Raw genomic sequence first — 24827 nt, 5'->3', positions numbered from 1 at the left:
TGACGCAAATATTCCCGGGGGGTGTGGGGGGCAGAAAGCCCCCCGCTGCCTGCCGCATCCATCAGTCCAGCGCCTCCAGCTTTGCCGCATCGAAACCAGGTCCCGGCATCAGCTCGACCCCCGCTTTCGACATCCGTACCTCAACGCCAGCCGCCAGCAGGTTTGCTTTCATCGCATCAACCGGCGCGAATTCTTTCGACAGCATCGCCGCCTCGCGCAAGGATGCCAGCCGCGCCGCCCAGGGGGCGAGGTCAACGCCAGCCTCTGTCCAGGACCCCATGTGATCCTCCAGAAGACCCAGCATCCCGGCCGAGGCTTTCAGCGCCGCCGCATCGCCCTCGCGGGCCAGATCATGCAAGACTGCAATCGCGCCCGCGGTGTTCAGATCATCCGAAAGCGCCTCGACCACCCGCGGCGCAGGCTCGCCCGGCGGCACGCCATCCACCAGCTGGCGCCATTTGCGCAAGGTTCCCTCGGCCTGGACCGCCTTTTCATGCGTCCAGTCCATCGGCTTGCCGTAATGGGTGCCCAGATAGACCATCCGGATCACCTCACCCGGATAGCCCTGGTCCAGCAGATCGCGCACGGTGAAGAAATTGCCCAGGGATTTGGACATTTTCTTGCCTTCGACCTGGAGCATCTCATTATGCATCCAGACCCGTGCGAAAGACCCATGCGGATGGGCGCAGCAGCTCTGCGCAATCTCATTCTCATGATGCGGGAATTGCAGGTCGAGCCCGCCGCCATGAATGTCAAAACTCTCGCCAAGCAATTCATAGGACATTGCCGAGCATTCAATATGCCAGCCGGGCCGCCCGTAACCCCAGGGGCTGTCCCAGCCCGGAACACCCTCGTCCGAAGGCTTCCAGAGCACGAAATCCATCGGGTCTTCTTTATAAGGTGCGACCTCAACCCGGGCGCCGGCGATCATATCATCGACGGAACGCCCCGACAGCGCGCCGTAAGCCTGGTAGCTGCGCACCCGGAACAGCACATGGCCTGCGGCTGCATAGGCATGGCCGCTTTCGATCAGCCCTTCGATCATCGTGATCATCGCGCCGATATATTCGGTCGCGCGCGGCTCATGCGTCGGGCGCAGCGCGCCAAGCGCATCCATATCCTCGTGATACCAGCGGATCGTCTCATCGGTGATATCGCGGATAGGGCGGCCGGTCTCGGCGGCGCGGGCGTTGATCTTGTCATCAACATCCGTGAAGTTCCGCGCGTAAACCACTGAATCAGCGCCATAAACATGCCGCATCAGCCGGAAAAGCGTGTCAAAAACAACCACCGGGCGGGCATTGCCGATATGGGCGCGGTCATAGACGGTCGGGCCACAGACATAGATCTGCACCCGATCGCTGTTGATCGGCTCAAACACTTCCTTGCGACGCGTCTTCGTATTGGTCAGCCGGATGGTCACCCGTTATGCTCCTCGCGCGATGCTTCTCCCCCGCGCGGGGCTTACCGGTTCTGTCTGGGATAAGACGAAGCCGCCCGCGCGATCCTGGATCAGCGGGTAATGCAGCAGATGAAGGTCATGCGCAATCTTGTCATTCGACCGGCCCCTTCGCTTCGGGGCCCTGCGCCCCCGTTTCACTCTTGTCTTCGTGGTGCTCTGTGCCATGGCTGCGCGGCGAGGCCAAGACCTTTCCTGCGCACAGAGTTGCGGCCCGGCATAAAAAAGGCGCCGCCAATGGCTGGCGGCGCCCGTATTACAGATGGATCAGTTCCGGATCAGAAGCGGTAGTTCGCCCGGATCGCGAAAGTGCTGCCGTCAAGATCGACGCCGGAATTGTCGAAATTGTCGTATTTGTTGTAGAGGTATTCGGCACCTACGACCCAGTTATTGCCGAGGTCATAGTCATAGCCGAGACCGGCGACCCAGCCATTATCCGAGTAATTGGTACCAGCGATGCTGGCCTTGGCCCAGGAAGCACCGGCGGTCGCATAGATCAGCGACTGGCCGAGGTCATAGCCGAGCTGCAGCTTGAGGTCGGTTTTGTTCTTCAGCTTGGCATCGACCGCATCATCCTTGATGTTCGAGCCCGCGAAAGCCCCTTCGACACCGATCACGGTATTGCCGAGGTCCCAGCGATAGCCGAGCTGCACGCCGCCGATTGCGCCGTCGCCATCCAGCACTTTCACGCCGGATGTTTCACCGTCGAAATTGCCATAGCCAAGGCTGGCACCGCCATAGAAGCCTGCCCAGTTGCCTTGCGGGGCCGAGATCACGACCGGAGCCGGGGCGACCACCACCGGTTCATCGACCACGACGGCCGGGCCACCGGCGAAAGCAGGGGCTGCCACTGCACTGAAAGCGAGGATCGCTGCGATACGTTTCATTCGTTAACTCCTTTGTTCCGCATCCCCCCGGTCGGGCTACGGACAGTGCCTTAAAGGAAAGGCGCCTCGCTGATCGGTGAGGACCAGGAAGGCCGTTCCCTCGTCACTTGCCAGGCGCCATCCGGTGACCGGAAGCCGCCTCCGCCGGGGATGTGCTGCCCCAGACATCGGAGCCTTTGAGCCTCTGCGCAACCCGACCTCACCATGGCGTGAGCAGCGCGCGATCAATTGTGAACGGATCGGTTCAAATCTGGCCAAAAACTGCCTGGGCCAGATCGGCAAACGGCTTAATCCCGCCCGTCTTGCCGGGCGGAAAGCCTGTCAGGGCAGATCAGGGCGCGTTCAGCCCTGGTCTTCGGCCCGTTCCGCGAGGCCGAGCCATTCCTCTTCCGCCGCAGCCAGAGCCGCCTCCCGCTCGGCCAGCATCTCACTGGCCTTGCGGAATTTGACGGGCTCGCGTTCAAAGAGATCGGCCTGGGCAAGAAGATCGCTCAGCCGGGCAATCTCGGCCCCCAGCTTTTCCAGCTGCGACGGCAGATCCGCGAGTCGCTTTTTCTCTGTGAAAGATAAGGCGGAACCGCTTGATACAGTTGCGGTTTCCTTCTCGACGGCCTTCGTGGCAGATTTTGGTGCTGCGGTCAGTTGTGCCTGCCGTTCAGGACGCTGTTGCACATAATCCGACCAGCCGCCGGGATAGGCCGTCACCTGGCCATTCCCCTCCATCGCAACGGTCGCAGTCGCCACCCGGTCAATGAAATCACGGTCATGGCTGACCAGCAGCACCGTGCCGTCAAACTCGCCCAGGATATCCTGCAACAGATCAAGCGTTTCGACATCAAGGTCATTGGTCGGTTCGTCCAGGATCAGAAGATTAGACGGTAAGGCCATGATTTTGGCCAGCAAAAGCCGCGCCTTCTCGCCGCCTGACAATGAGCGCACCGGCGCCCGCGCCTGCCCCTCATCAAAGAGAAAATCCTTCAGATAGCCGACCACATGTTTCGGCTGCCCCCGCACCATGACCTGGTCGGAAGCGCCGGAAACCGCCATCAGCGGATCACCGGTCAGGTTTTCCCAAAGGCTCGCCTCCGGATCAAGGCGCGAGCGCGTCTGGTCAAACACCGCGATCTCAAGGCTGGTGCCAAGCGTGACCGTTCCGGCATCGGGGGCGATCTCGCCGGTCAGCAGTTTCAGCAGCGTGGTCTTCCCGACCCCGTTCGGGCCGACAAAAGCCACCCGGTCGCCGCGCTGCACCCGCAGATCAAAATCCCTGACGATCGTCTTGTCGCCGAACCCCTTGGTCAGTCCGACCGCCTCGATCACGCGCTTGCCCGAGACCGGCCCGCTTTCCAGCGCCATCGCCGCCGTTCCCTGGCGTCGGATCTGCGAGGACCGCTCCTCGCGCAAAGCGGCAAGCGCCCGGACCCGGCCCTGGTTGCGCTTGCGGCGGGCCGAGATCCCCTCGACCGCCCATTTCGCCTCGGCCTTGATCTTGCGATCCAGCTTGTGGCGCGCCTCGTCTTCCTCGGCCCAGACAGTCTCGCGCCAGTCCTCGAAACCGTCGAAACCTGCTTCGCGCCGCCTCACTTCGCCGCGATCAATCCACAAAGTGGCGCGCGTCAGCGCTTTCAGAAACGCGCGGTCATGGCTGATCAGCACGAAAGCCGCCCGCGTGTCGCGCAGCTCGTTTTCCAGCCATTCAATGGCCTGAATATCCAGGTGGTTGGTCGGCTCGTCGAGGAGCATAAGCTCCGGCGCCTCGGCCAGCAGTTTCGCCAGGGCAGCCCGGCGTTTCTCGCCGCCCGACGCCGTCGCCACCGGCACATCCGGGTCGAATTTCAACCCATCCGCCACCGTGGCCAGCCGCCAGGCCTCATCTTCGGGCAGTTTCGACGCGGCAAACTCGCCCAGTGTCGCAAAGCCGGACAGATCCGGATCCTGCTCCATATACCCCACAGTGACGCCAGACGGCACCACGACCTGGCCCTTGTCTGCCTCAACAATCCCGGCCATCACCTTCATAAGTGTGGATTTTCCGGTGCCATTGCGCCCGACCAGCGCCACCCGGTCACCCGGCTGAACGGTCAGCGAAAGATCATCGAATACCGGATTGCCGCCGAAAGTCAGCGAAATCCCCGAAAGCTGAAGAAGAGGTGCGCGTGCCATGCGCCTCCGCTATGCGCAGCATTGAATGCCGTCAACTCCCCCTTTTCTTCCTCAGACAAATACTCCGGGGCCTCGGCGGCCGGCTCCCGACCGCGTTGCCTCAGCTCAGGGCCCGGATGTCGCGCCCGCTCATGTCGCGATCACGCCGCGAACAGGTCGCAACCTGACGCTTCCCGCCCTTGCCCCGCCGCCCATTCCCGCTAGAACCAGGGTTGCGCGAGAGGACCAGAGGCCAAACCCATGTCAGAAGACGCACTCGTCATTTTCACCCCATCGGGCAAGCGCGGACGTTTCGCGCATGGCACTCCGGTCCTCCAGGCCGCACGCAGCCTTGGCGTCGATCTCGATTCAGTGTGCGGAGGGCGCGGCATCTGCTCGAAATGCCAGATCACCCCGGGATATGGTGAATTCCCGAAACACGGCGTCACGGTCGAGCCGGGCGCGCTTTCGGAATGGAACGCGGTCGAGGATCGCTACAACCGTATCCGTGGGCTGAAGGAAGGCCGCCGCCTTGGCTGCCAGGCCAAAGTGATGGGCGATATCGTTATCGACGTTCCCCCCGAGAGCCAGGTTCATAAACAGGTGATCCGCAAATCCGCCACCGAGCGTGACATTGCCATGGATCCCGCCACCCGCAGCTTTTATGTCGAGGTTGAAGAGCCCGACATGCATATCCCCACCGGTGATTTCGAACGTCTGAAGCGCGCCCTGCAGGATCAGTGGAAAATCAAAGATGTAACAGCTGATCTTACCATATTGCGCAAGCTCCAGACAGTCTTGCGCAAGGGCGAATGGAAGGTCACAGCGATCCTGAACCAGGGCAATCACGACGAGGCGCATCGTATCCTCGATCTCTTCCCCGGCTATGCGGAAGAGCCGCTTTACGGCCTCGCTGTCGATCTCGGCTCCACCACGATCGCGGCGCATCTTTGCGACCTCTCGACCGGCAAAGTTCTGGCCTCTTCGGGGCTGATGAACCCGCAGATCCGCTTTGGCGAAGACCTGATGAGCCGGGTGTCCTATGCGATGATGAACCCGGGCGGCGATGTCGAAATGACCAGAGCCGTGCGCGAGGCGATCAACAATCTGGTACTGTCGATCTCGGAGGAAGCTGGTATTTCGCCCGGGCAAATCTATGAAATGGTGATTGTTTTCAATCCCGTGATGCATCACCTCTTCCTCGGGATTGATCCGGTGGAACTCGGCCAGGCGCCTTTCGCGCTGGCAACATCGGATTCTCTCACGCTAGACGCGCGCGCGCTGGATCTGACAGCGATGAACCACAATGCCCGGGTCTATGTCCTGCCCTGTATTGCCGGCCATGTCGGTGCCGATGCCGCAGCGGTGGCACTATCCGAGGAACCCAATAAATCCAAAGACATGGTGCTCATTGTTGATGTCGGCACCAATGCCGAAATCCTGCTTGGGAATGAAAGCCGGGTTCTGGCCTGTTCCTCGCCCACCGGTCCCGCCTTTGAAGGGGCGCAGATTTCCTCCGGCCAGCGCGCGGCCCCAGGTGCGATTGAGCGCATCACCATCGACCCGATCACGAAAGAGCCGCGCTTCCGGGTGATCGGATCCGAACTCTGGTCGGATGAGCCGGGGTTCACCGAAGCCACCGCAACAACCGGCATCACCGGCATCTGCGGCTCCGGCATCATCGAAGCCGTGGCCGAGATGCGGATGGCGGGCCTCGTCGATGCGAGCGGATTGATCGGCGGCCCCGATCAGACCGGCACGCCGCGCGCCGAGCCGCACGGCCGTACCTTCTCTTATCTGATCCATGATGCCAGCGCAGAGGGCGGCCCGCGGATCACTGTAACACAGGGCGATATCCGCGCGATTCAACTGGCAAAATCGGCACTCTATGCCGGGGCCAAACTCCTGATGGATGCGATGGGCATCGATCATGTCGACCGCGTGACCCTCGCCGGCGCCTTTGGAGCGCATATCTCGCCAAAACACGCAATGGTGCTGGGAATGATCCCGGATGTGCCGCTGGATCATGTCAGCTCGGCCGGCAATGCCGCCGGCACCGGCGCGCGGATCGCGCTTCTGAACCGTGCGGCGCGCGATCAGATCGAGGCGACTGTACACGAGATCCACAAGGTCGAGACCGCGATTGAGCCGCGCTTTCAGGAGCATTTCGTCAATGCAAGCGCAATTCCCAATGCGGTCAATCACTTCCCCGAACTCGCAAAAGTGGTCACCCTGCCCGATGTCTCCTTCAACACCGGAGGATCCGGCGGAGGAGAAGGCCGCCGGCGCCGGCGCTGATACCCAAAAATCGCAATCGGCCGCAGAGCCCCGCTTGACCTTACATCGCTACTCGCGTAGCTGAACGGCTATGCGGGTGTAGCTCAATGGCAGAGCAGCAGCTTCCCAAGCTGAATACGAGGGTTCGATTCCCTTCACCCGCTCCAGATCTCCACACGGTTTTTTGTGTTTGATTTCAAGACGGTGGCAGCCATTGATGGCATAGGCTTTTACTATCCACACCGGCTCTCAATGGGAACAAAACCGCAATAAAAGGCAATTGACCCCCAGACTATGTTCCCGATTCGACCTGTCTCACGCCAAGGCCCCCGGCCACAGACCGAGGACTTTGCAATCAGGATGCCTGCGGTGATCAGCCCGGGCAGAGCCAGGAACTGACAGTGCGCACGGCCATTGTATATCTGAAACAAATCATGAACACGTGAAATCCCGGCCCATCCGAGTCGCCCATGTCCCGTACAACCATGCCGCTACCCGATACAGTCCACCTCATCTGTGACAGATACGGCCGATCAGGCAGATACAGCCGCGCGCGCTATGTCGCACTGGCCGGCACCTAAGACGCGCCGTCTGCACTGCAGGAGTTTGCCCGGGCCGCTGGGTGCGAGGTCGCGCTCAGGCAGCACAAATGGGAATGGAGTGACCGCTGCCAGATTGTACATGATCTGGCAGAACGAAAGCGGGATCAAGCCTGACACCCTGCATCGATCAGCGCCATCAGCCGGGCTCCGCTCACCACGGCCCGGTCATCCGGTGGGCGGGCAAGGTACATATAGCCCCAACCGCCGGATCCAGCTGTTAAACAGTTGTATAGCAATTGACACACCAGACAGAATCGCGCTTAGATTGTAGTGTTGTTTTCAGTAGCCGTCGCCTCTTTGGCACCTTGGGTTTTGGAATTTTTCGTTTGAGCGCAGAACATTTCTTATTGATTTCCAGCATCCTGGACTGGCTCCAGCGCCACTCTGAAGGCAAGACCACGGACGACAGCAAATCCGCATCAGCCATGTTTAACCTACTTGGCTCCCAGAAGATCGAGCTTGAACACATCTACGCACTGTGCGTGTCTGACTTCTGCGAAGAGCCCATCTCAACTTCAACCGGTGGTCATTTCGGCCGCGGCGCCCGGGGGATTAAATCCTTTCGTAGCTAGCTTCTTCAGAGGTTCTCTCTTTGTGCCTGCTTGGGTTGGTCGCATACCACCGCCCGCTCTCACCGCAGGCTCACCGGATCGATACGTGACGCAGCAGCATTCCGGGCGCGACAAGTGACCAGCGCAGCGCGCGGTCCTGCCCCCACAGACTGGCAACCTCCGCCCGGGTGATGTCCCGCTCAGGGATCAGCACCGGGCGGTCGCAATCAGCGAAGGCGGTTGAGGTGCTCCGGGTCCCGCAGCCCGAGAGCGCAATTATCAGAATCAGGATCTGCAGTCGCATCGCGGACGATCTCCCCGAAAGTATAGGTTGCAGATTGCTGGACTTCGCTGGCGCTGGCTGCGTATTGCAGGGCGACCGTCGCGGCGGCTGCCAAATTCTCCGCCCCCGACCGGCGCTCCCAGGTAAGGCCGGTCCAGACGCCGGCCGAGAAAACGATACTGGTTGCACCGGCATAGATCAGGCCTTTTTCAAACATAGCGCGCGCTCCTCAGCCCTCTGAACCACCAGCCCGCGCACCGCTCGCCCGCCGGCCTTGTTGAACCACGTCAGGGCATCACAGGCACCGGGAATGTCGTCGGCATTCAGTCGCCGGGTGGCGGTGGACTTCCCAGCCCCTGCGATCCCGATGTTGAAGGCCAGCGAGGTGAATGCCGCATCACGAGGCGCAGGCAACCTGTCCCGGATGGTCTCGTTGGTGAAATACCGGTGCAGGCCCGCCCGGTATTTCGCGACCTACAGGCAAGCGCTATTGGCACGACGATTTCCAAATCCGGGTTCGTAGATTTCATGGTTCTTGTGGGACCGAGGACGTCGAGGAAGCCAAAGCCGCAGAGGCTGAGAAAGGGTCGCGGCATAGTCTCAGGCCACAGCCAGCAGCAATGCTTCTCCTTGGGTCAAGCATTGGGCATACAGGCGCAACCCTGGCAATATGCCCGACCATCTGCCGCGCATCGAACAGCTGGGGGCATTCAGGCAATGAACGCAAATTCGGTTACTGTGCAGGAGTTGCGCAGCGACGCAGGATGATATGTTTTTCGTCACATTTTCTCAATAAGGCATTGATTATGTTAACATGTATCTCATTCATGAGACTGATCACGCCTCGGTAAGCGACAACACAGCGAGAAATATGACATCTTCCGTCACATTTTTCTGCAACGCTCACCAAGGCTCGACAGGTTGCGGGCGTCTGCATAGGTAGAAGAAAGTTACCAGTAGCAACTGGCCTGGCGGCTCATATACCGCTACGCCGAAGGAGGCCCAAATGACCCGCAGTTCAGTCCTCGAGCTTCTTGGCGATATCGCGCAATCGGCGAGCATTGACGAAACTTGGGAGGTCGCGACCCGGCATTTCGCCGCTATGGGCTTTGCCCGGGCGAATTACGGCTTTACCCGCTTTCGTCACCTGAAGACGATCGGCGACCCGGATGATGCGCTGTTTCTCAGCACAATGAACCAGGACTATGCCCGCCGCTACTTTGAAAGCGGTCTTTTCAGCCGCAGCCCCGTTTTCCGCTGGGCCGAGCGCAATTCCGGAATCCGTACCTGGAAATGGGTGCATGACGCCTTTGCCGCCGGCAAACTTGCGCCGGAGGAAGCGGAAATTGTACGTCAGAACAATGCACTCGGCATCAAAGCTGGTATTACGGTCAGCTTCCCGGAAGCGTCGAGCCGTGCCAAGGGCGCGCTTGGGCTGATCGCCGATACCAATCTCGACCATGTCGATGTCGAGCGCATCTTTACCGAACGTTGCGATGAGATCACCGCCATTGCACATATGATGCATTTGCGGATCGTCCAGCTGCCGCAGCTTTCAAAGGCGCGCACGCTCAGCCCGCGCCAGCGTGAAGCGCTGGAATGGGTGGCAGATGGCAAGACCACCCAGGATGTGGCGCTGCTGATGGGGGTTTCACCGGCGATGGTTGAGAAACACCTGCGCCTCGCGCGTGATGCGCTGGCGGTTGAGACCACGGCTCAGGCGGTTGCGAAAGGCGCGCTCCTGAACATGATCTTCCAGCAGTTCCCCGAGCCACTGGCCCAGGCTGCCGGCTGACCCGCCTGCCCTGTCTGTTTGCCGGATAGTCACCGGATTAATCAGTAAAGGCGAAGAGATGCCAGCCAGCTTGCCAGCATGTCAGAGCCATTGAATGGAAAAGGGCCGCACCTTGCGGTACGGCCCCGGAGCAGATGGATCCCGGAAAGGATCCGGAAGATCAGCTGCCAGCCAGCGTCTTGGCGACTTCAGCGGCGAAATCTTCTTCTTTTTTCTCGATGCCTTCGCCAACCGCCACACGGGCATAGCCGGTGATCTCGACGCCGGCTTCTTTGGCCGCCGCTTCGACGGTCAGGTCGGGATTGATGACGAATGCCTGACCCAGAAGCGTGTTCTCGGCGAGGAATTTCTTCATCCGGCCCGGGATGATGTTGTTATGGATCACCTGCTCGGGCTTCGGCTTGTCCGAGGTCGAGTTCTCTTCCAGCGCCTTGGCCGTCTGCACCTGCAGCTCGCGCTCGACGATGACCGGGTCGAGGGTCGCTTCCGACAGCGAGAGCGGGTTCGTGGCCGCGATATGCATCGCGAACTGCTTGCCGATCTCTTGCGCCTTGGCGGCATCGCCCTTCAGCGCGACGAGAACGCCGATCTTGCCCATGCCGTCAGCAGCCGCATTGTGGACATAGGAGACGACGGTATCGCCTTCCAGCACATGCATCCGGCGCAGCGTCATGTTCTCGCCGATACGGGCGATGGCATCCGTCAGCACTTCCGAGACGGGCTTGCCGTTCAGATGGGTGGCTTTCAGAACTTCGACATCATTCGCAGTGGTCAGCGCAACTTCGGTGATCTCGCGCACGAGCTTCTGGAAGTCAGCGTTTTTCGCCACGAAGTCGGTTTCCGAGTTGATCTCGATGGCGACGCCCTTGCCGGTGGCCACGGTCACGCCGATCAGACCCTCTGCGGCAACGCGGTCAGCCTTCTTGGCCGCTTTCGCAAGGCCTTTGGTGCGCAGCCAGTCAACGGCGGCTTCCATGTCGCCATTCACTTCGGTCAGCGCCTTCTTGGCGTCCATCATGCCTGCGCCGGTCGATTCGCGCAGTTCTTTCACCATTGCTGCGGTGATGCTCATAGCTCAGCTCCTTCGGAAAGGTAGAAACGGATCACGGCGGGGCTATCCCCGCCGTGCAACAACCCGGTGACGGTCGGGGGCACAGAAAGCGCCCCCACGCCCGATCAGGCCTCTTCGGCGGTGGCTTCTTCTTCCGGCGCCGCTTCCAGCGCGCCGAGGTCAACACCGGCAGCGCCGAGCTGAGCCGACATCCCGTCCAGAGCAGCGCGGGCAATCAGGTCGCAATAGAGCGCAATCGCGCGGGCCGCGTCATCGTTGCCCGGGATCACATAGTTCACGCCTTTGGGCGAGTTGTTGGTGTCGACGATGCCGACAACCGGGATGCCCAGTTTTTGTGCTTCGAGGATGGCGAGATCTTCTTTACCAACATCGATGATGAACAGCAGATCCGGCACGCCGCCCATTTCACGGATCCCGCCCAGCGAAGCCTGCAGCTTGGCCTGGTCGCGTTCCATGTTCAGACGCTCTTTCTTGGTCAGGCCTTCTGCGCCTGCCGCAAGGGTCTCGTCGATTTGCTTCAGACGCTGGATCGACTGGGAGATGGTTTTCCAGTTGGTCAGCGTGCCACCGAGCCAGCGGTGGTTCATGTAATACTGAGCGCATTTCTCTGCGGCTTCAGCGATCGGCTTCTGAGCCTGGCGCTTGGTGCCGACGAAGAGGATACGGCCGCCTTTGGCGACGGTGTCGCGCACGACTTTCAGAGCCTGGTCCAGCAGCGGGACGGTCTGGGTCAGGTCGACGATATGGATGCCGTTACGGTCGCCATAGATGTACTCAGCCATCCGCGGGTTCCAGCGCTGCGTCTGGTGACCGTAGTGAACGCCAGCTTCCAAGAGCTGACGCATGGAGAAATCGGGGAGCGCCATGTCCAAATACCTTTCCGGTTTGCGCCTGAGCGGAGGATTTCAGAGCAGATGCCCCAACCGGTGGACCTGTGCAGGATGTCTCCCCGCATAGGCCCGCCTCCGCCTGTGAAGTGCCGCGCGTATAGCTGCACGTTCAGAAATGCGCAAGAGCTGCCCCCGAGATTTACCGCGGATCGCGCCGCACGGGGTGTTTCAGTCAGGAGGAAGACCGGAATTCGTCCTGATCCGGATATGCCCGCCAGAGGCGCAGGTCAGGCAGAGGCGTCCCGGCCTGCCGGTCTGCACGGTGCAGTGATAACGGGGTAGTTGCGGAAACCAGGGCGCTCGCCCCGGTTTCTGTCTGTTTCTGCCACACCCGGTTTCGCCGGTTCCGGATCTTTCAGCCCTTGCAGGATGCCCCTGCATTGCGATCCGGTTCGGCGAAGCCTTTGCGGCTACTCAGCAGCGCTCAGAAATGAATGGCGCGCCCATAGGCATCCAGCACCGATTCATGCATCATTTCTGAAAGCGTCGGATGCGGGAAAACCGTTTCCATCAGCTCTGCCTCGGTCGTCTCAAGGGTGCGGCCGATCACATAGCCCTGGATCAGCTCGGTAACTTCGGCGCCGACCATATGCGCGCCCAGCAGCTCACCGGTTTTCGCATCGAACACGGTTTTCACGAAGCCCTCGGGCTCACCCAGAGCAATCGCCTTGCCATTGCCGATAAAGGGGAAGCGACCGACGCGGATCTCATAGCCCTGCTCTTTCGCACGCGCCTCGGTCAGGCCGACAGAAGCCACCTGCGGATGGCAATAGGTGCAGCCGGCAATTGAACCCGGTTTGATCGGATGCGGATGCTGACCCGCGATCAGTTCCGCGACCATGACGCCTTCATGGCTCGCCTTATGTGCAAGCCAGGGCGCGCCGGCGATATCGCCGATGGCATAGAGGCCCGGCACCCCGGTGCGGCAATATTCATCGGTCACGACATGGGTGCGGTCGATCTTCACGCCCAGTTCTTCCAGGCCAAGATTTTCAACATTGCCGACGATCCCCACGGCCGAGATCACCGTATCGAAGTCCTGGGTTTCCACTTTGCCGGCGATTTCGATATGGGCGGTGACGCCCTTGCCCGGATGGCGGTCGAGCTTTTTCACTGCCGCTTTTTCCAGGATCTTCATGCCTTGTTTGACGAATTGCTTCTTCGCGAAAGCGGCAATTTCGGCGTCTTCGACCGGCAGAATGCGATCCATCACCTCGACCACGGTGGTCTCGGCGCCGAGCGTGTTGAAGAAACTCGCGAATTCGATGCCGATGGCGCCGGAGCCGATGACGAGCAGCTTCTTCGGCATCCGTTTGGCGACCAGCGCGTGGCGGTAGGACCAGACCAGATCTCCGTCAGCCTCGAGCCCAGGCAACTCTCTTGCGCGTGCACCGGTGGCGAGGATGATGTTTTTCGCGACCAGCGTCTCGGCGCCCTTATCGGTGGTGACCGCCACCTTGCCGCCGCCGGCAAGTTTCGCGGTGCCCATGATCACGGTGACCTTGTTCTTTTTCAAAAGGTGCCCGACGCCGCTGGCAAGCTGTTTCGCCACCCCGCGCGAGCGGGCGACCACGGCTGGCAGATCATAGGAAATCCCCTCGGCCTTCAGCCCGAATTCCTTCGCGCGGTGCATCAGATGGAAGACCTCGGATGACCGCAGCAGCGCTTTTGTCGGGATACAGCCCCAGTTCAGGCAGATGCCACCAAGGTTCTCGCGTTCCACCACCGCGACTTTCTGGCCCAGCTGCGCCGCCCTTATCGCCGCCACATAGCCGCCGGGGCCGGAGCCGATCACCACCACGTCGAAATTCGAGTCTGCCATTTCCGCCTCCCTCAGAAGAACTGGCCCTGGGAAAACACCCCCGGGAAAACTGGTTTACCCTTAAACAATCTCGTTTAACGGAGCAACAAAGCTGGCGCCGCAGCCCTATGCGTCTGATGCATGGCTGCCACGGATCTCTGCCACCAGCGCGGGATAGGCCCCTGCTGCGAGGAATTCGGCCTCTGCTGCCGTCGTCTCGCGCCCGAGGGCCGCATTGCGGAAGGGAAAACGGCCAAAACGGCGGATGATTTCCTGATGCGCGCGGGCATGGAGGAGGCTTTCGGGGTTTTCCGGCATACGCTCTGTAAACAGCTGCACCGCCAGCGCCTGGTCCTCCGGATCCTCGGAATGCTCAAAAGGCATATAGAAGAACTGGCGCTCGGGTTCGGGTGCGTCGAGATCCCAGCCCTCATCCAGCGCACGGCGCGCAGCAGCCCGCGCCTGCGGGTCGGTCGCGAAAGCCTCTGCCCGGCCCCGGTTGATGTTGCGGGCAAACTGATCGGCGATCACCAGATAGGCCAGGGTTCCGGCCGCGCCATCGATCCAATGTTCCAGCCCGCCATCCTGCAGTGCCTGCCACAGCTCGCCGAACCGGCTGGCACAGGCATCGTCAATCTCTTCGCCACCGGCATACCAGCCCTGCGGGCCGATCTCTTCGATCCAGAATTGCAGCACTTCGATCGGGTCGGACATCTTCACCTCCGCTGACGGCCAGTCTTGCGGCCAGAGTGTCAGCGGGGGCGTCGGGGCGCAACCTCAGGCATCGCGCTGACCGGGATTTTCCCGATCTTCTGCCGCCTGGTCGCCCTGCTGCTGCGGCGCGCTCTCCTCCGATGCCGGCGGAACAGGCTGATCGCGCTGGATGACCAGCGCCTGCGCGGCTTCGGCGGCGGCTTCGGGGTTTTCGGGCGAGGGATTGATTTCGATTGCATTCTCAACCGCCGCGACCGAGGCGACCGCAGAGGCCATAGGCGCGATATTGGCATAGGCGCCGGTCATCACCGGGGTTGCGCGCTTGGTCATCCGCCAGGCGGCATAGCCCGCCAGCGCGGCATAAAGCAGGCCGACGAAGAAGAAGAAGCCGCGCGGCCCCATCACATCGCGCCCCATCAGCCAGCCGACGATCAGCGGGCCAAAGATCGAGCCAACGCCGTTGATGAACAAAAGCCCTGCCGAGGCAGCTGCCATCTGCTCTTTCGACAGATAGTCATTGGTATAGGCGATGATCAGCCCGTAGATCGGATAGGTGATGCCGCCCAGAAGCGCCGCCACCACCAGATAGACCGGGAAGGGCAGCGGGAACACTGTCGCCACTGCCATGATCACCGTTGCCACGACCGAGAGCCACACGATGATCTTGCGGCGGTCAATCCGGTCTGAAAGCCGACCGATCGGATATTGCAGAATCAGCCCGCCGATATAGAGCGCCGAGGTGAAAAGGGCGATCTGCCCCACCGATAACAGGCTCACCGAGCCCCAGACCGCTGCCATCCCGAACATCGCCGAGAACACGCCGCCGATCAGGAAAATGCCGACGCAGCCGAGGGGCGAGATCCGGTAAAGTTCACGAAAGCCAAGCCTTTGGCCGGTCTCGAATTTCGGGCTGGGATAGGTGGCCAGCAACAAGGGCAGGAAGGCCAGCGAGACCAGCACCGAGGGGATCAGGAAGAGATCATAGCCAAAGGGGTCGCCAATGGCCAAAAGCCCCTGGGCCGAGATGATGCCGATCATTTGCACGATCATATAGGCCGACAGCGCCTGGCCGCGCGTCTCATTGGTTGCCGTATCGTTCAGCCAGCTTTCCGCCGTGATATAGACGCCGGCAAAGCCAAAGCCGATGATCACCCGCATCAGCGCCCAGGCCTGCCAGTGGATCACCATCGGATAGACCACCAGCACCGCCGAGATCAGCGAGCCAAGTGCCGCAAACACCCGGATATGGCCGACATGCTGCAACATCGCGGGCACATAGCGCGAGCCCAGCAGGAATCCGAGGAAATAAGCCGACATCACGAAGGACAGCTGGAAGGTCGTAAAGGCCTCCATCGTGCCCCGGATGCCCAGAAGCGAGCCCTGAACACCATTCCCCACCATCAGCAGCAGCACCCCCAGAAGCAAAGGCCAGGTGGTGTAAAGGACTCTCAGCATCACATGCTCCGGTCAGGCATTGGCTTGTGCTCCACCGGTCGGGCCGGAGGGGCTGGCGGGCGGTGTTAAGGAACCAGCAGCGACGAGTCGCCGTAAGAGAAAAAGCGATATTGGTTCACGATGGCATGATCATAGATTTCGCGCATCCTGTCCTGTCCCATAAGCGCCGAAACAAGCATCAGAAGCGTCGATTTCGGCAAATGGAAATTGGTCATCAGCGCATCCGACACGCGGAAGGTAAAACCCGGGTAAATGAAGATATCCGTCCAGCCCGACCAGGGCGCGATTTCACCACACTCTCGCGCGGCGCTTTCGATCAGCCTGAGCGCCGTGGTTCCGACCGGAATCACCCGCCCGCTTGCGGCTTTTGTGGCGGCGATCTCGGCCGCGGCCCGGGCCGATACCTCGCCCCATTCGGAATGCATCTTATGGGTTCTGACGTCGTCGACCTTGACCGGCAGGAAGGTGCCCGCGCCGACATGCAGCGTTACTTCGGTGAAAGTCACACCTTTGTCGCGCAGCGCCGCCAGCAACGGTTCGTCGAAATGCAGGCTCGCGGTCGGGGCTGCCACCGCGCCGGAATGGCGGGCAAAGACGGTCTGGTAATCATCATTATCAGCGGCATCGGGCGCGCGTTTTGCGGCAATATAGGGGGGCAGCGGCATGGTGCCGGCCGCAAGCAGCGCCGCATCGAAATCGGCGCCGGTCAGAGAAAACTCCAGCCGCAGATCGGTCTCGCCCTTTTCCGCCACCACAGCTGAAAGCTGGTCGGAAAAGCGGATCACCTCGCCCAGGTTCACCTTGCGCAAAGGTTTGGCAAGCGCCCGCCAGCCACCGGCAGCCGAAGGCTCCATCAGCGTGATCTCGATCTTCGCCACCGCATCACCACGCGCGCGGCTGCCGGTCAGCCGCGCCGGGATGACTTTGGTATTGTTCAGCACCAGCCGGTCGCCGGGGCGGAAAATATCGACCAGATCGCGCACATGCAGATCGCGGATCCCGCCGCCCTCGGCCAGCAAAAGCCGTGCTGAAGACCGCGGCCGCGCGGGCCGGGTCGCAATCAGCTCTTCTGGCAGGTGAAAATCGAAATCGGACAGCTGCATCTGCCTCGCCCCTCAGCCGGCGCCCTTCAGCACCGGCGCGGGCCGGCGGAAGATGTCGCGAAACATTCCCGGCGTCAGAATCGACAGCGGATTGACGCTGATCTGCGGATTTTTCGCGGCGCCCGCAAGCCGGTAGTTGAAGCCGAACAGCCCCTCACCCTTACGGCTGAAGATCTGGCCGATGCCATTGAGCAGATAGATCGGCGAGATGGTGCCCTGGATGTCGATCGAATTGCTGGCGGAATGATAAAAGCCTGCGAAGGAAATCCCCATCGAGGCGCCGACCGCCGCGCCCTGGGCGATCTGAACGCCTTCAGGCAGGATGATAAACGACACATCGCCTTCGGAAAACTGGATGCCGCCGCCCTGAAGCTGCTCCAGCAGGCCCACGACCGAGGCCGCCGAAAGCAGCTCGGCCAGGACCGGGGCATTCTGGATCGAAAAGCTGCTGACGCTTGCCACGCCGCTATATTGGCCCGGCATATCCCTTGGCTGGATGGTCATATCGAGCGAGCCACCACGCCCCATGTCGAACAGCCCGGCCGCCGCCATCACCCGGCCCGCGTCATCCGAGGTGATCCGCACCGCGGTGCCGCCCTTATAGGGCATGGTCGCGCCGGAAATCCGGCTTTTGCCGTTGACCGAAGCCACGAACCCGCCATCCAGCCCGCCCTGGCGCATGGTGAACCTGCCCGAGAGCCCGGTCAGGGATATTCCGCCCGTGACCACAAGCCTGTCGAGATTGACCTCTATCGCACCAGACCCGGCATCCGCGCCCCCCACACCCGATCCCGGCTTGCTTTTGGGCAATTCGCGCAGATCCAGGGTGCCGCCCGTCAGTTTGACCGCCACATCAGCGCCCTTGCCGCGCCCGGTAAGTTCGACCGCAGCATCCAGCCAGCCGCCCACTTTCAGCTCCTGGAAACTGGCGCGGTCCAGCCCGGCATTCACCTTTGTCGTCAGCCGCCCCTTTGCGCTGAGGCCCGGCCCGTTCAGTTCCAGCCTGGTGACTTCCGGCGCCTGGCCCAGCACCGCCTCGACCAGCAGCCGCCCGGTGCTGTCGCGCGCTTTGCTCCAGCCGACCGGCGGCAGCGAAAGGCCAAGCCCCTTGAGATCGCTTTTCAGAACCAGCCTTGCGGGCTCCCCCTTTGGCAGAGCGAGTTCAATCGCGGCCCGTGTCTCGCCCGAAATCCATCCTTTCGGAAGCTGCACCCCCAGCCGCCGCAGCCCATCATCGCTGAGCCGCGCCGTGCCGGATACACTCGCCTTGCCCGCCGCATCCTTGCCAAACGGCTGCGTATAGCGCGCAACGACCGGGACGCCGGCAATAGTACCCTCACCCGAAACCGCCATCCCTGCCGCAGTGACCTTTACCGCCAGATCGGGGCTGCGGATCTCCTTGCCCGCGACCAGCCGGTCGGAACGGAAATCGAGAATGCGGCCGGTGACGTCATAGGCAATGTCCTCGGTCAAAAGCTTTGGCTTCAGCGGAAAGCGCAGCTCGGCCACCAGAAGCGCCCGGCCCTCGCCCAGATCGACCTGGCGCCCGGCTTTTGAAATGAAGCGGAACGGCTCCTGATCCAGAAGCGAGAGCGTCGCGGTCAGCCCGGCATCGACAATCAGCCGCACCTCGGCATCGGCGGGCTTCTTGCGGATATCGGGCACCCGGAACATCGAACCATCGACATGCATCCGTGCGCCATCGGCGCCGGCCTCAGGCGCGGTGATCTCGCCCTCTTCAATCACCAGGGTATAGCTGTTGTCCTGGATCGCCGCGCGGCCACTGCCATTCCGGATCGGCGGCAGCGATTTCACCACCCGCACTTCGGCGCCGGAAAATTCGTAATCCAGCGCGAAACGCGGCTCCTCGCCGCTGCGAAACCGCAATGCGGCAGCCACATCGGTCAATTCGCCCTGACCGACATTCTCGGAAAGCCAGGATCGCGTGCGCGGCACCGCCATCAGCGGCCAGAGCCGGATCAGCCGCTCGGTCGAGATCCGGTTCAGCGCCACATCGACTGCCCCTGCCCAGGTGCCATCCGTATTGGCCCGGGCATGGCCTGAGAGAACCAGCCGGTCCTCTCCTTCGCTTAAAACCACCTCGCCGATCTCGACCGCAAAGGGATCAAGCCGCAGTCGCCAGACCGCCGAACCCGAGGAAAACCGCGCCGGTGCCTCGAACAGCCCGTCGGGATCGACCTTCATCTCGCCAATGCGCAGCTGCGTCACCACCGCTTTCGGCAAGGCCCCCGACGCAACGGGCTGGCCCTGATCATCCATCAGATCCGACGTTCCGCTGGCCGTGACCCGCAGCGAGGGGCTCTGGACATTGACCTCATCCAGAAACACCCGCTGCAATCCGGCATCATAGCGCAGTTCGACCACGGCGCTTTCAAATTCAAACGGGCGCGGCGGCGCCGGTGGGCCATTGCCTTCTGTGCCATCCGCCTGTGCCGGTTGATCGCTGCCATCTCCCGCCGCCTGCACAGGCCGGGCACCCTCTGCGCCAGCCGGGCGCAGGACGCCCGGATCCAGCGCCCCTGGCCCGAGCGCAAGCCGCCCCGCCAGCAATCCGGGCTTGCCTTCGGCATCCAGCGTGCCGCTCAGCCGCCCGGAAATCGGCGCATCCAGCACCGCAAAAGCCGCGAGCGGTGCCGCCTGAACCGCAAGATCGCGCGCGGCCACATGGTCCACGGTCGCGGAAAACCGCGCCGAGCTGTCAGCTTTCGAGGTTTCGACCGTCAGCATCGCCCGTGCGGGATCCGCGCCGGTCAAAAGCGTCAGGGACAATTCCCCCGAAAGGCTTTCCGCCTTATTGGCAATCACCAGCCTGCCGTCACCCAGCTCCCATTTCCGCCGCGCCCGCGCATCATCCAGCGTGAGCGCCAGCCCGTCGATCTCGACCAGCGCCAGATCGCTCAGCGTGCCGGTCGAGAACATGCGGTCCAGGGCATCCAGCACCTCGGCGGGCGTTCCCATTTCAGGGCTGCCCGAAAGCCCGGCGAAGCTGAGCGCGATCCGGCCATCGGCATCGCGGGCTACGGCAATCTGTGCCCCCGTCATCCGCACAAGGCGGGGCCGGATCTGGCCGGTCAGCAGCGGCGCGGGTGCCAGTTCGATCCTGAGCTCCGGCAGCGTCAGCACGGATGCGCCCTTGCTGTCGATCAGCCGCAGATCGTGCAGGAAAAAGCTTGGCGACAGGTCGCGGGCGACCATTACCGTAACTTCTCCCAGCGAGATCGCGCTGCCTTCTGGCAAATGGCTCTGGCCCAGATGATCGTTCAGCCGCTGTTCGATCGAGGCCACCGCCCAGACCGGCAGCGCCAGGCTGCGCCCGAGCAGAACAAATCCCGCAAGCCCGACAAAGGCGACAAGCCCGAGAAGGACGATGCCAAGGCGCAATCCGATCCTGGCGCGGGGTTTCCTGTAGCCTGCCCTCCTTGCCTCGGCCCTGCGGGCCAGAAAGCCCTTTCGGCCAGGGGTTTCAGGCGCGGGCCCGGCCTCGGGTTCCGGCTGCAAAAGATGTTCTGGCCGCCCGCCATTCATGGCTGTGGCAAGCCGCCCCGCAACCAGCGGCTGCGCCGGCGGCACCGCTGTCTGGCCGTATTCCGCCCACAGTGTCGGATTGGGGGGCCAGGCGCCGGGATCAGCCATATGGGGCGACGTATCGCCCGGGCGCTCGCTGCCCTCAGATGCTTCAGACGTGTGAGAAACCGCCGAAAGGGCGCCAGCCCCATCCCCGGTCTCATCGGGAGCGACAGGCACAGCAGTCTCAGAGTTTTGGTCCGGGGATGCCCGGTTCGCAGCACTTTCTCCGGTGCTGTCCCGCTCCGTCCTGCTTTCCACGGTCACCGACTCTTCGCCCTTCATTCCTGCGGCTTCTTCCAGAGGTCCGTGTCTTCCCCGGCACCTCACCGCCTGCAACCTGGTTACCCCTCTGGAACCGGCAGCCGCTTAGCCCTATCCTGGCGCGAAGCCCGGGGAAACACAAAGCCTTGTGAGTCCACCGGCCACCGCCCGCGCGGGGAGTTGCCTGGTCATATTGGCTGGTCGCGCGCCGGGCCTGACCTCAGAGCCGGGCAGATGCCGGAAAGGACCGAAATGACCACGACCCTGACTGAAGGCGACAAGGCCCCGGATTTCACCCTGCCCCGCGATGGCGGCGCCACGGTTACGCTGTCGCAATTCGCACCGGGCAAAGTGGTGCTTTATTTCTACCCGAAGGATGACACGCCCGGCTGCACGCTTGAAGCGCAGGATTTCACCCGCCTTGCCGCCGAATTCGCAGCCGCTGGCACCACGGTGATCGGGATCTCGAAAGACAGCGTCGCCGCGCATGAGAAATTCTGCCGCAAACACGGGCTGGGGATCATCCTGGCCTCGGATGCAGAGGGTCATACCTGCGAAGATTATGGCACCTGGGGAGAGAAAAAGAATTACGGCAAGACCTATATGGGCATCACCCGCACGACCTTTCTGATCGGCGCCGACGGCCGGATCGCCAGGGTCTGGCCGAAAGTCTCGGTCAAGGGCCATGCCGAAGAGGTGCTGGCCGCCGCCCGCGCCCTGCAGGGCTGAGCCCGCGATGGCGCTGACACTGTCAGAGATGGCGGTCGAGGTTCTGACCACGGCAGAGGGGCGTGCGAAAGCGGCGATCAGCCGTCGCCATGCCGCGACCTGGTTTGCCGCGCGCGCGGCGGGCCAGGCGCCGGATATTGGCCGGGCCGAGCCGCCATTGCGACCGGCCCGGCCGGAAAAGCCCGATCTGCTGGCCCCGCGCGATGTGCCGCGCCGCCGCACGGGCAGCCCCGAAGGCCGCGCCGCGCTGCTTCATGCGCTGGCCCATATCGAGCTGAATGCGGTCGATCTGCACTGGGATATCATCGCCCGCTTTGCTGCCCATCCGATGCCGCCCGGCTTCTATGATGACTGGGTGAAGGCCGCAGATGAGGAAGCGAAACATTTCACGCTTTTGTCGGATGTGCTTGAGGAAATGGGCAGCTTTTACGGCGCTATGGCCGCACATGCCGGCATGTGGCGTGCCGCCGAAGACACCGCCGATGATTTCCTCGGGCGTCTTGCCGTGGTGCCGATGGTGCTGGAGGCGCGAGGTCTGGATGTGACGCCCGGCATGATCGCGGTGTTTCAGCGCGCCCGGGATCAGGGCGAGAAAACCGGCGCGCTGGAAGCGCTTGAGGTGATCTATGCCGAAGAGGTCGGCCATGTCGCCTATGGCTCGAAATGGTTCAACTGGCTCTGCGGTCGCGACGGGGCCGATCCGAAAGACGTGTTCCACGCCCTGGTCCGGCGCTATTTCCACGGCCAGCTGAAGCCTCCCTTCAACGAGGAAAAACGGGCCGAAGCCGGGCTGCCGCCGGATTTCTACTGGCCGCTGACCGAGGATGATGTGGCAGACAGGGGCTGAGGCAGCTTGTACCGCCCTGAAACAGCCCCTGCACAGCCCTGACGCCGTTGTCTGTCCGGCTCAGATCGGCAAGTTTCCGCCGGGATCAGGCAAGGCTCAGCCGCTGCGGCGCGGACACATTGCGGAAATATTGCGAGCCGGGCCTTGCGCCGCTAATCACGTCTGACCCAGGGGCGCGGGTGCGACTCACACTCAGGCGTGCCCGGATGTTCTTTTTCGGATGGTGTTGTTTTCTCCGGACCCTCCGGCCCTGTTCCAGGGCGGAGCCAGGCTTCCGGCCCGCATGACCACACCTCGCCCGTCTTTCGCGCCAGCAATGCGGAAATCGGGGCAGACTGACACCAGCCCCTCCGGGCCCCGCCTTGTAAAGTCGGGGCAAAAGGCGGAACGGGCGCTCTTAAAGATGGAATGCCGCGTGCTCGCAAGACTGGCCATCCGGATCAATACGGCGCTTGAATCGGTGTTTCCCGAGCAGCGGCTCTATCTGAAATCTGATCACGGCACCCATTACCTGCGGCTCAGACCCGCCACCCAGGCCTTTGTGGTGGTCTTCGGCGCCCTCGCCATTGCCTGGACCATCGTCGCGACCTCGATTTTCATGATGCAATCGATCGGTGCCGGTTCTTCACGCGAACAAAGCCAGCGCCAGGGGATGATCTTCGAGGAACGGCTTGCCATCCTCTCGGCAGACCGCGATCTGCGGGTGACCGATGCCGCCCAGGCGCAGGAGCGGTTCAATTCGGCTCTGGAGCAGGTTTCCAGGATGCAGGAAATGCTCCTCGCCTCTGAAGACCGCCGCCGCGAGCTCGAGACCGGCATTGATGTCGTGCAGAACAGCCTGCGCGGCGTGATCCGCGAACGTGACGAGGCGCGGGCCGAGGTTTTGAAACTGACCGGGATGCTGGGGGAACAGAGTGGCGCCACCACCGAAATCGGCCGCATCCGCGATACCGGCGAGACGCTTGATTTCCTGACCACCAAGCTGGAGGCCACCGCCCGCGAACGCGATACCCGCCTGGCCGAGGCAGAGACAGCGCGCGAAGACCTGGCGCTGGCCCTGGAAGACCGCCGCGCGCTTGAGCTGCGCCATGACGCGATCTTTACCAAACTGGAAGACGCGGTGACGGTCTCGGTCGAGCCGCTGGAAAAGATGTTCCGGGCCGCCGGCATGAACCCCGCTGACATGATCGCCACGGTCAGAAAGGGCTATTCCGGCCAGGGCGGGCCGCTCTCGCCGATCAGCGCCTCAACCATGGGCGGACCGCTGAGCGATGGCGAGAAACGCGCAAATGCGATCCTGAAAGATATGGAAGAGATGGATCTCTACCGTCTTGCAGCCTGGAAAGCCCCCTTTGCCACCCCGATCACCGCAGGAAATGTGCGCTGGACCTCAAGCTTTGGTCGGCGCGAAGATCCGTTCGGGCGCGGCGGGCGGATGCATGAAGGCACCGATATCGCCGGCCCCTATGGCACGCCGATCTTTGCCACCGCCGAAGGCACCGTCATCCATGCCGGCTGGCAGAACGGTTATGGCCGTCTGATCAAGATCCGACATGCCTTTGGCATCGAAACCCGCTACGCCCATTTGTCACAGATCCGTGTGCAGGTCGGACAAAAGGTGTCGCGCGGCGACCGGATCGGTGATATGGGCAATTCAGGCCGGTCGACCGGCACTCATCTTCACTACGAAGTTCGCATTGGGGGCACAGCCGTGAACCCGATGACCTTCATAAGGGCAGCGAGAAATGTTTTCTAAGAGCCGCATCAACGAGACGGGCGCGAAGCCCGAAGCAGATAAACCCAAGGCGCCGGAGGCCCCCGTGTCGAAACCTTCCATGGATTTCACCCCTTCCGCCCCCAAGGGCAAGGCTGTGGCCTCGGTCCTTTCCTCCGACCTTACCGTTGTGGGCAATCTGCGCACTTCGGGCGACATTCAGGTCGAAGGTACCGTTGAAGGCGATATCCGCGCCCATCTGCTGACGGTCGGCGAAAGCGCCACCATCCGCGGCGAAATCGTGGCTGATGATATCGTCGTCAATGGCCGTGTGATCGGTCGTGTGCGCGGCCTCAAGGTCCGCCTGACCTCGACCGCGCGGGTCGAAGGCGACATCATCCATAAGACCATCGCCATCGAATCGGGCGCCCATTTCGAGGGCTCAGTTCAGCGTCAGGAAGACCCGCTGGCAACCGGCCGCGCCGCTGCGGCCGCTGCGCCTGCGGCCCCGGTCACCGCGCCGGCTGCCGCTGTCGAAGCGCCCTGAGACTCGCCCGGTCTCGATCACCGCGCTGAACGAATCGCAACGGCCACCCGCAATTGGGTGGCCGTTTTGCTTTGCCCGTCCCTCAGCCACATCTTGACGGCTGTCTCACC

The 24827-nt window shown here is 62.3% G+C and carries 18 protein-coding genes and 1 tRNA gene; 7 read left to right on the top strand and 12 right to left on the bottom strand.

The features are described from left to right. Positions 1-61 precede the first annotated feature (61 nt). From cysS to BLW25_RS06755, 3 genes are all read right to left on the bottom strand, one after another. On the bottom strand, positions 62-1423 hold the full coding sequence (cysS, locus tag BLW25_RS06765; protein WP_092897551.1) for a cysteine--tRNA ligase: 1362 nt from the start codon (positions 1421-1423) through the stop codon (positions 62-64). 314 nt (positions 1424-1737) lie between these two features. After that, positions 1738-2346, bottom strand: a complete 609-nt coding sequence (locus BLW25_RS06760) for an outer membrane protein (protein WP_092897549.1) — start codon at positions 2344-2346, stop codon at positions 1738-1740. A 342-nt stretch (positions 2347-2688) separates the two neighbouring features. Continuing rightward, complete coding sequence (locus BLW25_RS06755) at positions 2689-4509, bottom strand: ABC transporter ATP-binding protein (RefSeq protein ID WP_092897547.1); 1821 nt, start codon at positions 4507-4509, stop codon at positions 2689-2691. A gap of 240 nt (positions 4510-4749) precedes the next feature. On the opposite strand from BLW25_RS06755, the gene BLW25_RS06750 reads away from it, so the two are divergent. Beyond that, entirely contained in the window at positions 4750-6786 is a 2037-nt protein-coding gene (locus tag BLW25_RS06750; protein WP_092897545.1) for an ASKHA domain-containing protein, read from the top strand. Between the two features lie 72 nt (positions 6787-6858). Further along, positions 6859-6932: transfer RNA gene (locus tag BLW25_RS06745), tRNA-Gly, on the top strand. 1213 nt (positions 6933-8145) lie between these two features. Here the strand turns inward: BLW25_RS06745 and BLW25_RS06740 are convergent. Beyond that, complete coding sequence (locus tag BLW25_RS06740) at positions 8146-8418, bottom strand: hypothetical protein (protein WP_092897543.1); 273 nt, start codon at positions 8416-8418, stop codon at positions 8146-8148. After that, complete coding sequence (locus BLW25_RS06735; protein WP_253188257.1) at positions 8400-8615, bottom strand: glycoside hydrolase family protein; 216 nt, start codon at positions 8613-8615, stop codon at positions 8400-8402. Before BLW25_RS06735 ends, BLW25_RS06740 begins: the two co-directional genes overlap by 19 nt. A 592-nt stretch (positions 8616-9207) precedes the next feature. Here BLW25_RS06735 and BLW25_RS06730 point away from each other — a divergent pair. Continuing rightward, positions 9208-9996: a helix-turn-helix transcriptional regulator gene (locus tag BLW25_RS06730; RefSeq protein ID WP_092897539.1), complete on the top strand. Its 789-nt coding sequence runs from the start codon at positions 9208-9210 to the stop codon at positions 9994-9996. Between the two features lie 160 nt (positions 9997-10156). Here the strand turns inward: BLW25_RS06730 and tsf are convergent, their stop codons facing one another. From tsf to BLW25_RS06695, 7 genes are all read right to left on the bottom strand, one after another. Beyond that, positions 10157-11068 carry a translation elongation factor Ts gene (gene tsf / locus BLW25_RS06725; RefSeq protein ID WP_092897537.1) on the bottom strand — a complete coding sequence of 304 codons (912 nt, stop codon included), beginning with the start codon at positions 11066-11068 and terminating at the stop codon, positions 10157-10159. Positions 11069-11172: 104 nt separating this feature from the next. Next, positions 11173-11934, bottom strand: a complete 762-nt coding sequence (rpsB, locus tag BLW25_RS06720) for a 30S ribosomal protein S2 (protein ID WP_171909500.1) — start codon at positions 11932-11934, stop codon at positions 11173-11175. Positions 11935-12382: 448 nt separating this feature from the next. Then, complete coding sequence (gene lpdA / locus BLW25_RS06715) at positions 12383-13780, bottom strand: dihydrolipoyl dehydrogenase (RefSeq protein WP_092897533.1); 1398 nt, start codon at positions 13778-13780, stop codon at positions 12383-12385. 105 nt (positions 13781-13885) lie between these two features. Next, complete coding sequence (locus BLW25_RS06710; RefSeq protein WP_092897531.1) at positions 13886-14473, bottom strand: DUF924 family protein; 588 nt, start codon at positions 14471-14473, stop codon at positions 13886-13888. 63 nt (positions 14474-14536) lie between these two features. Continuing rightward, positions 14537-15928 carry an MFS transporter gene (locus BLW25_RS06705; RefSeq protein ID WP_092897529.1) on the bottom strand — a complete coding sequence of 464 codons (1392 nt, stop codon included), beginning with the start codon at positions 15926-15928 and terminating at the stop codon, positions 14537-14539. A gap of 65 nt (positions 15929-15993) precedes the next feature. Continuing rightward, positions 15994-17031, bottom strand: a complete 1038-nt coding sequence (gene queA / locus BLW25_RS06700; protein ID WP_092897527.1) for a tRNA preQ1(34) S-adenosylmethionine ribosyltransferase-isomerase QueA — start codon at positions 17029-17031, stop codon at positions 15994-15996. 12 nt (positions 17032-17043) lie between these two features. Continuing rightward, positions 17044-20796, bottom strand: a complete 3753-nt coding sequence (locus BLW25_RS06695) for a YhdP family protein (RefSeq protein WP_143040461.1) — start codon at positions 20794-20796, stop codon at positions 17044-17046. A gap of 336 nt (positions 20797-21132) precedes the next feature. Between BLW25_RS06695 and bcp the strand changes: the two genes are divergently transcribed. The 4 genes from bcp (at position 21133) to BLW25_RS06675 (ending at position 24717) form a co-directional block, all read left to right on the top strand. Further along, entirely contained in the window at positions 21133-21609 is a 477-nt protein-coding gene (bcp, locus tag BLW25_RS06690) for a thioredoxin-dependent thiol peroxidase (RefSeq protein ID WP_092897523.1), read from the top strand. 7 nt (positions 21610-21616) lie between these two features. Beyond that, the gene (locus BLW25_RS06685; protein ID WP_092897521.1) at positions 21617-22456 is read left to right on the top strand and encodes a ferritin-like domain-containing protein; all 840 of its coding nucleotides are present in this window, start codon (positions 21617-21619) and stop codon (positions 22454-22456) included. A gap of 415 nt (positions 22457-22871) precedes the next feature. Continuing rightward, positions 22872-24212, top strand: a complete 1341-nt coding sequence (locus tag BLW25_RS06680) for a M23 family metallopeptidase (protein WP_092901659.1) — start codon at positions 22872-22874, stop codon at positions 24210-24212. Beyond that, positions 24202-24717, top strand: coding sequence for a bactofilin family protein (locus BLW25_RS06675; protein WP_092897519.1), 516 nt, complete (start codon positions 24202-24204; stop codon positions 24715-24717). The genes BLW25_RS06680 and BLW25_RS06675 overlap by 11 nt, the downstream gene beginning before the upstream one ends. The last annotated feature ends 110 nt before the right edge of the window (positions 24718-24827 follow it).

Origin of the sequence: Rhodobacter sp. 24-YEA-8 (assembly GCF_900105075.1) — a bacterium.
GTDB lineage: Bacteria > Pseudomonadota > Alphaproteobacteria > Rhodobacterales > Rhodobacteraceae > Pseudogemmobacter.
Note: the sequence above shows the minus strand (reverse complement) of the source record. Positions and strands in the feature narration are given on the sequence as shown.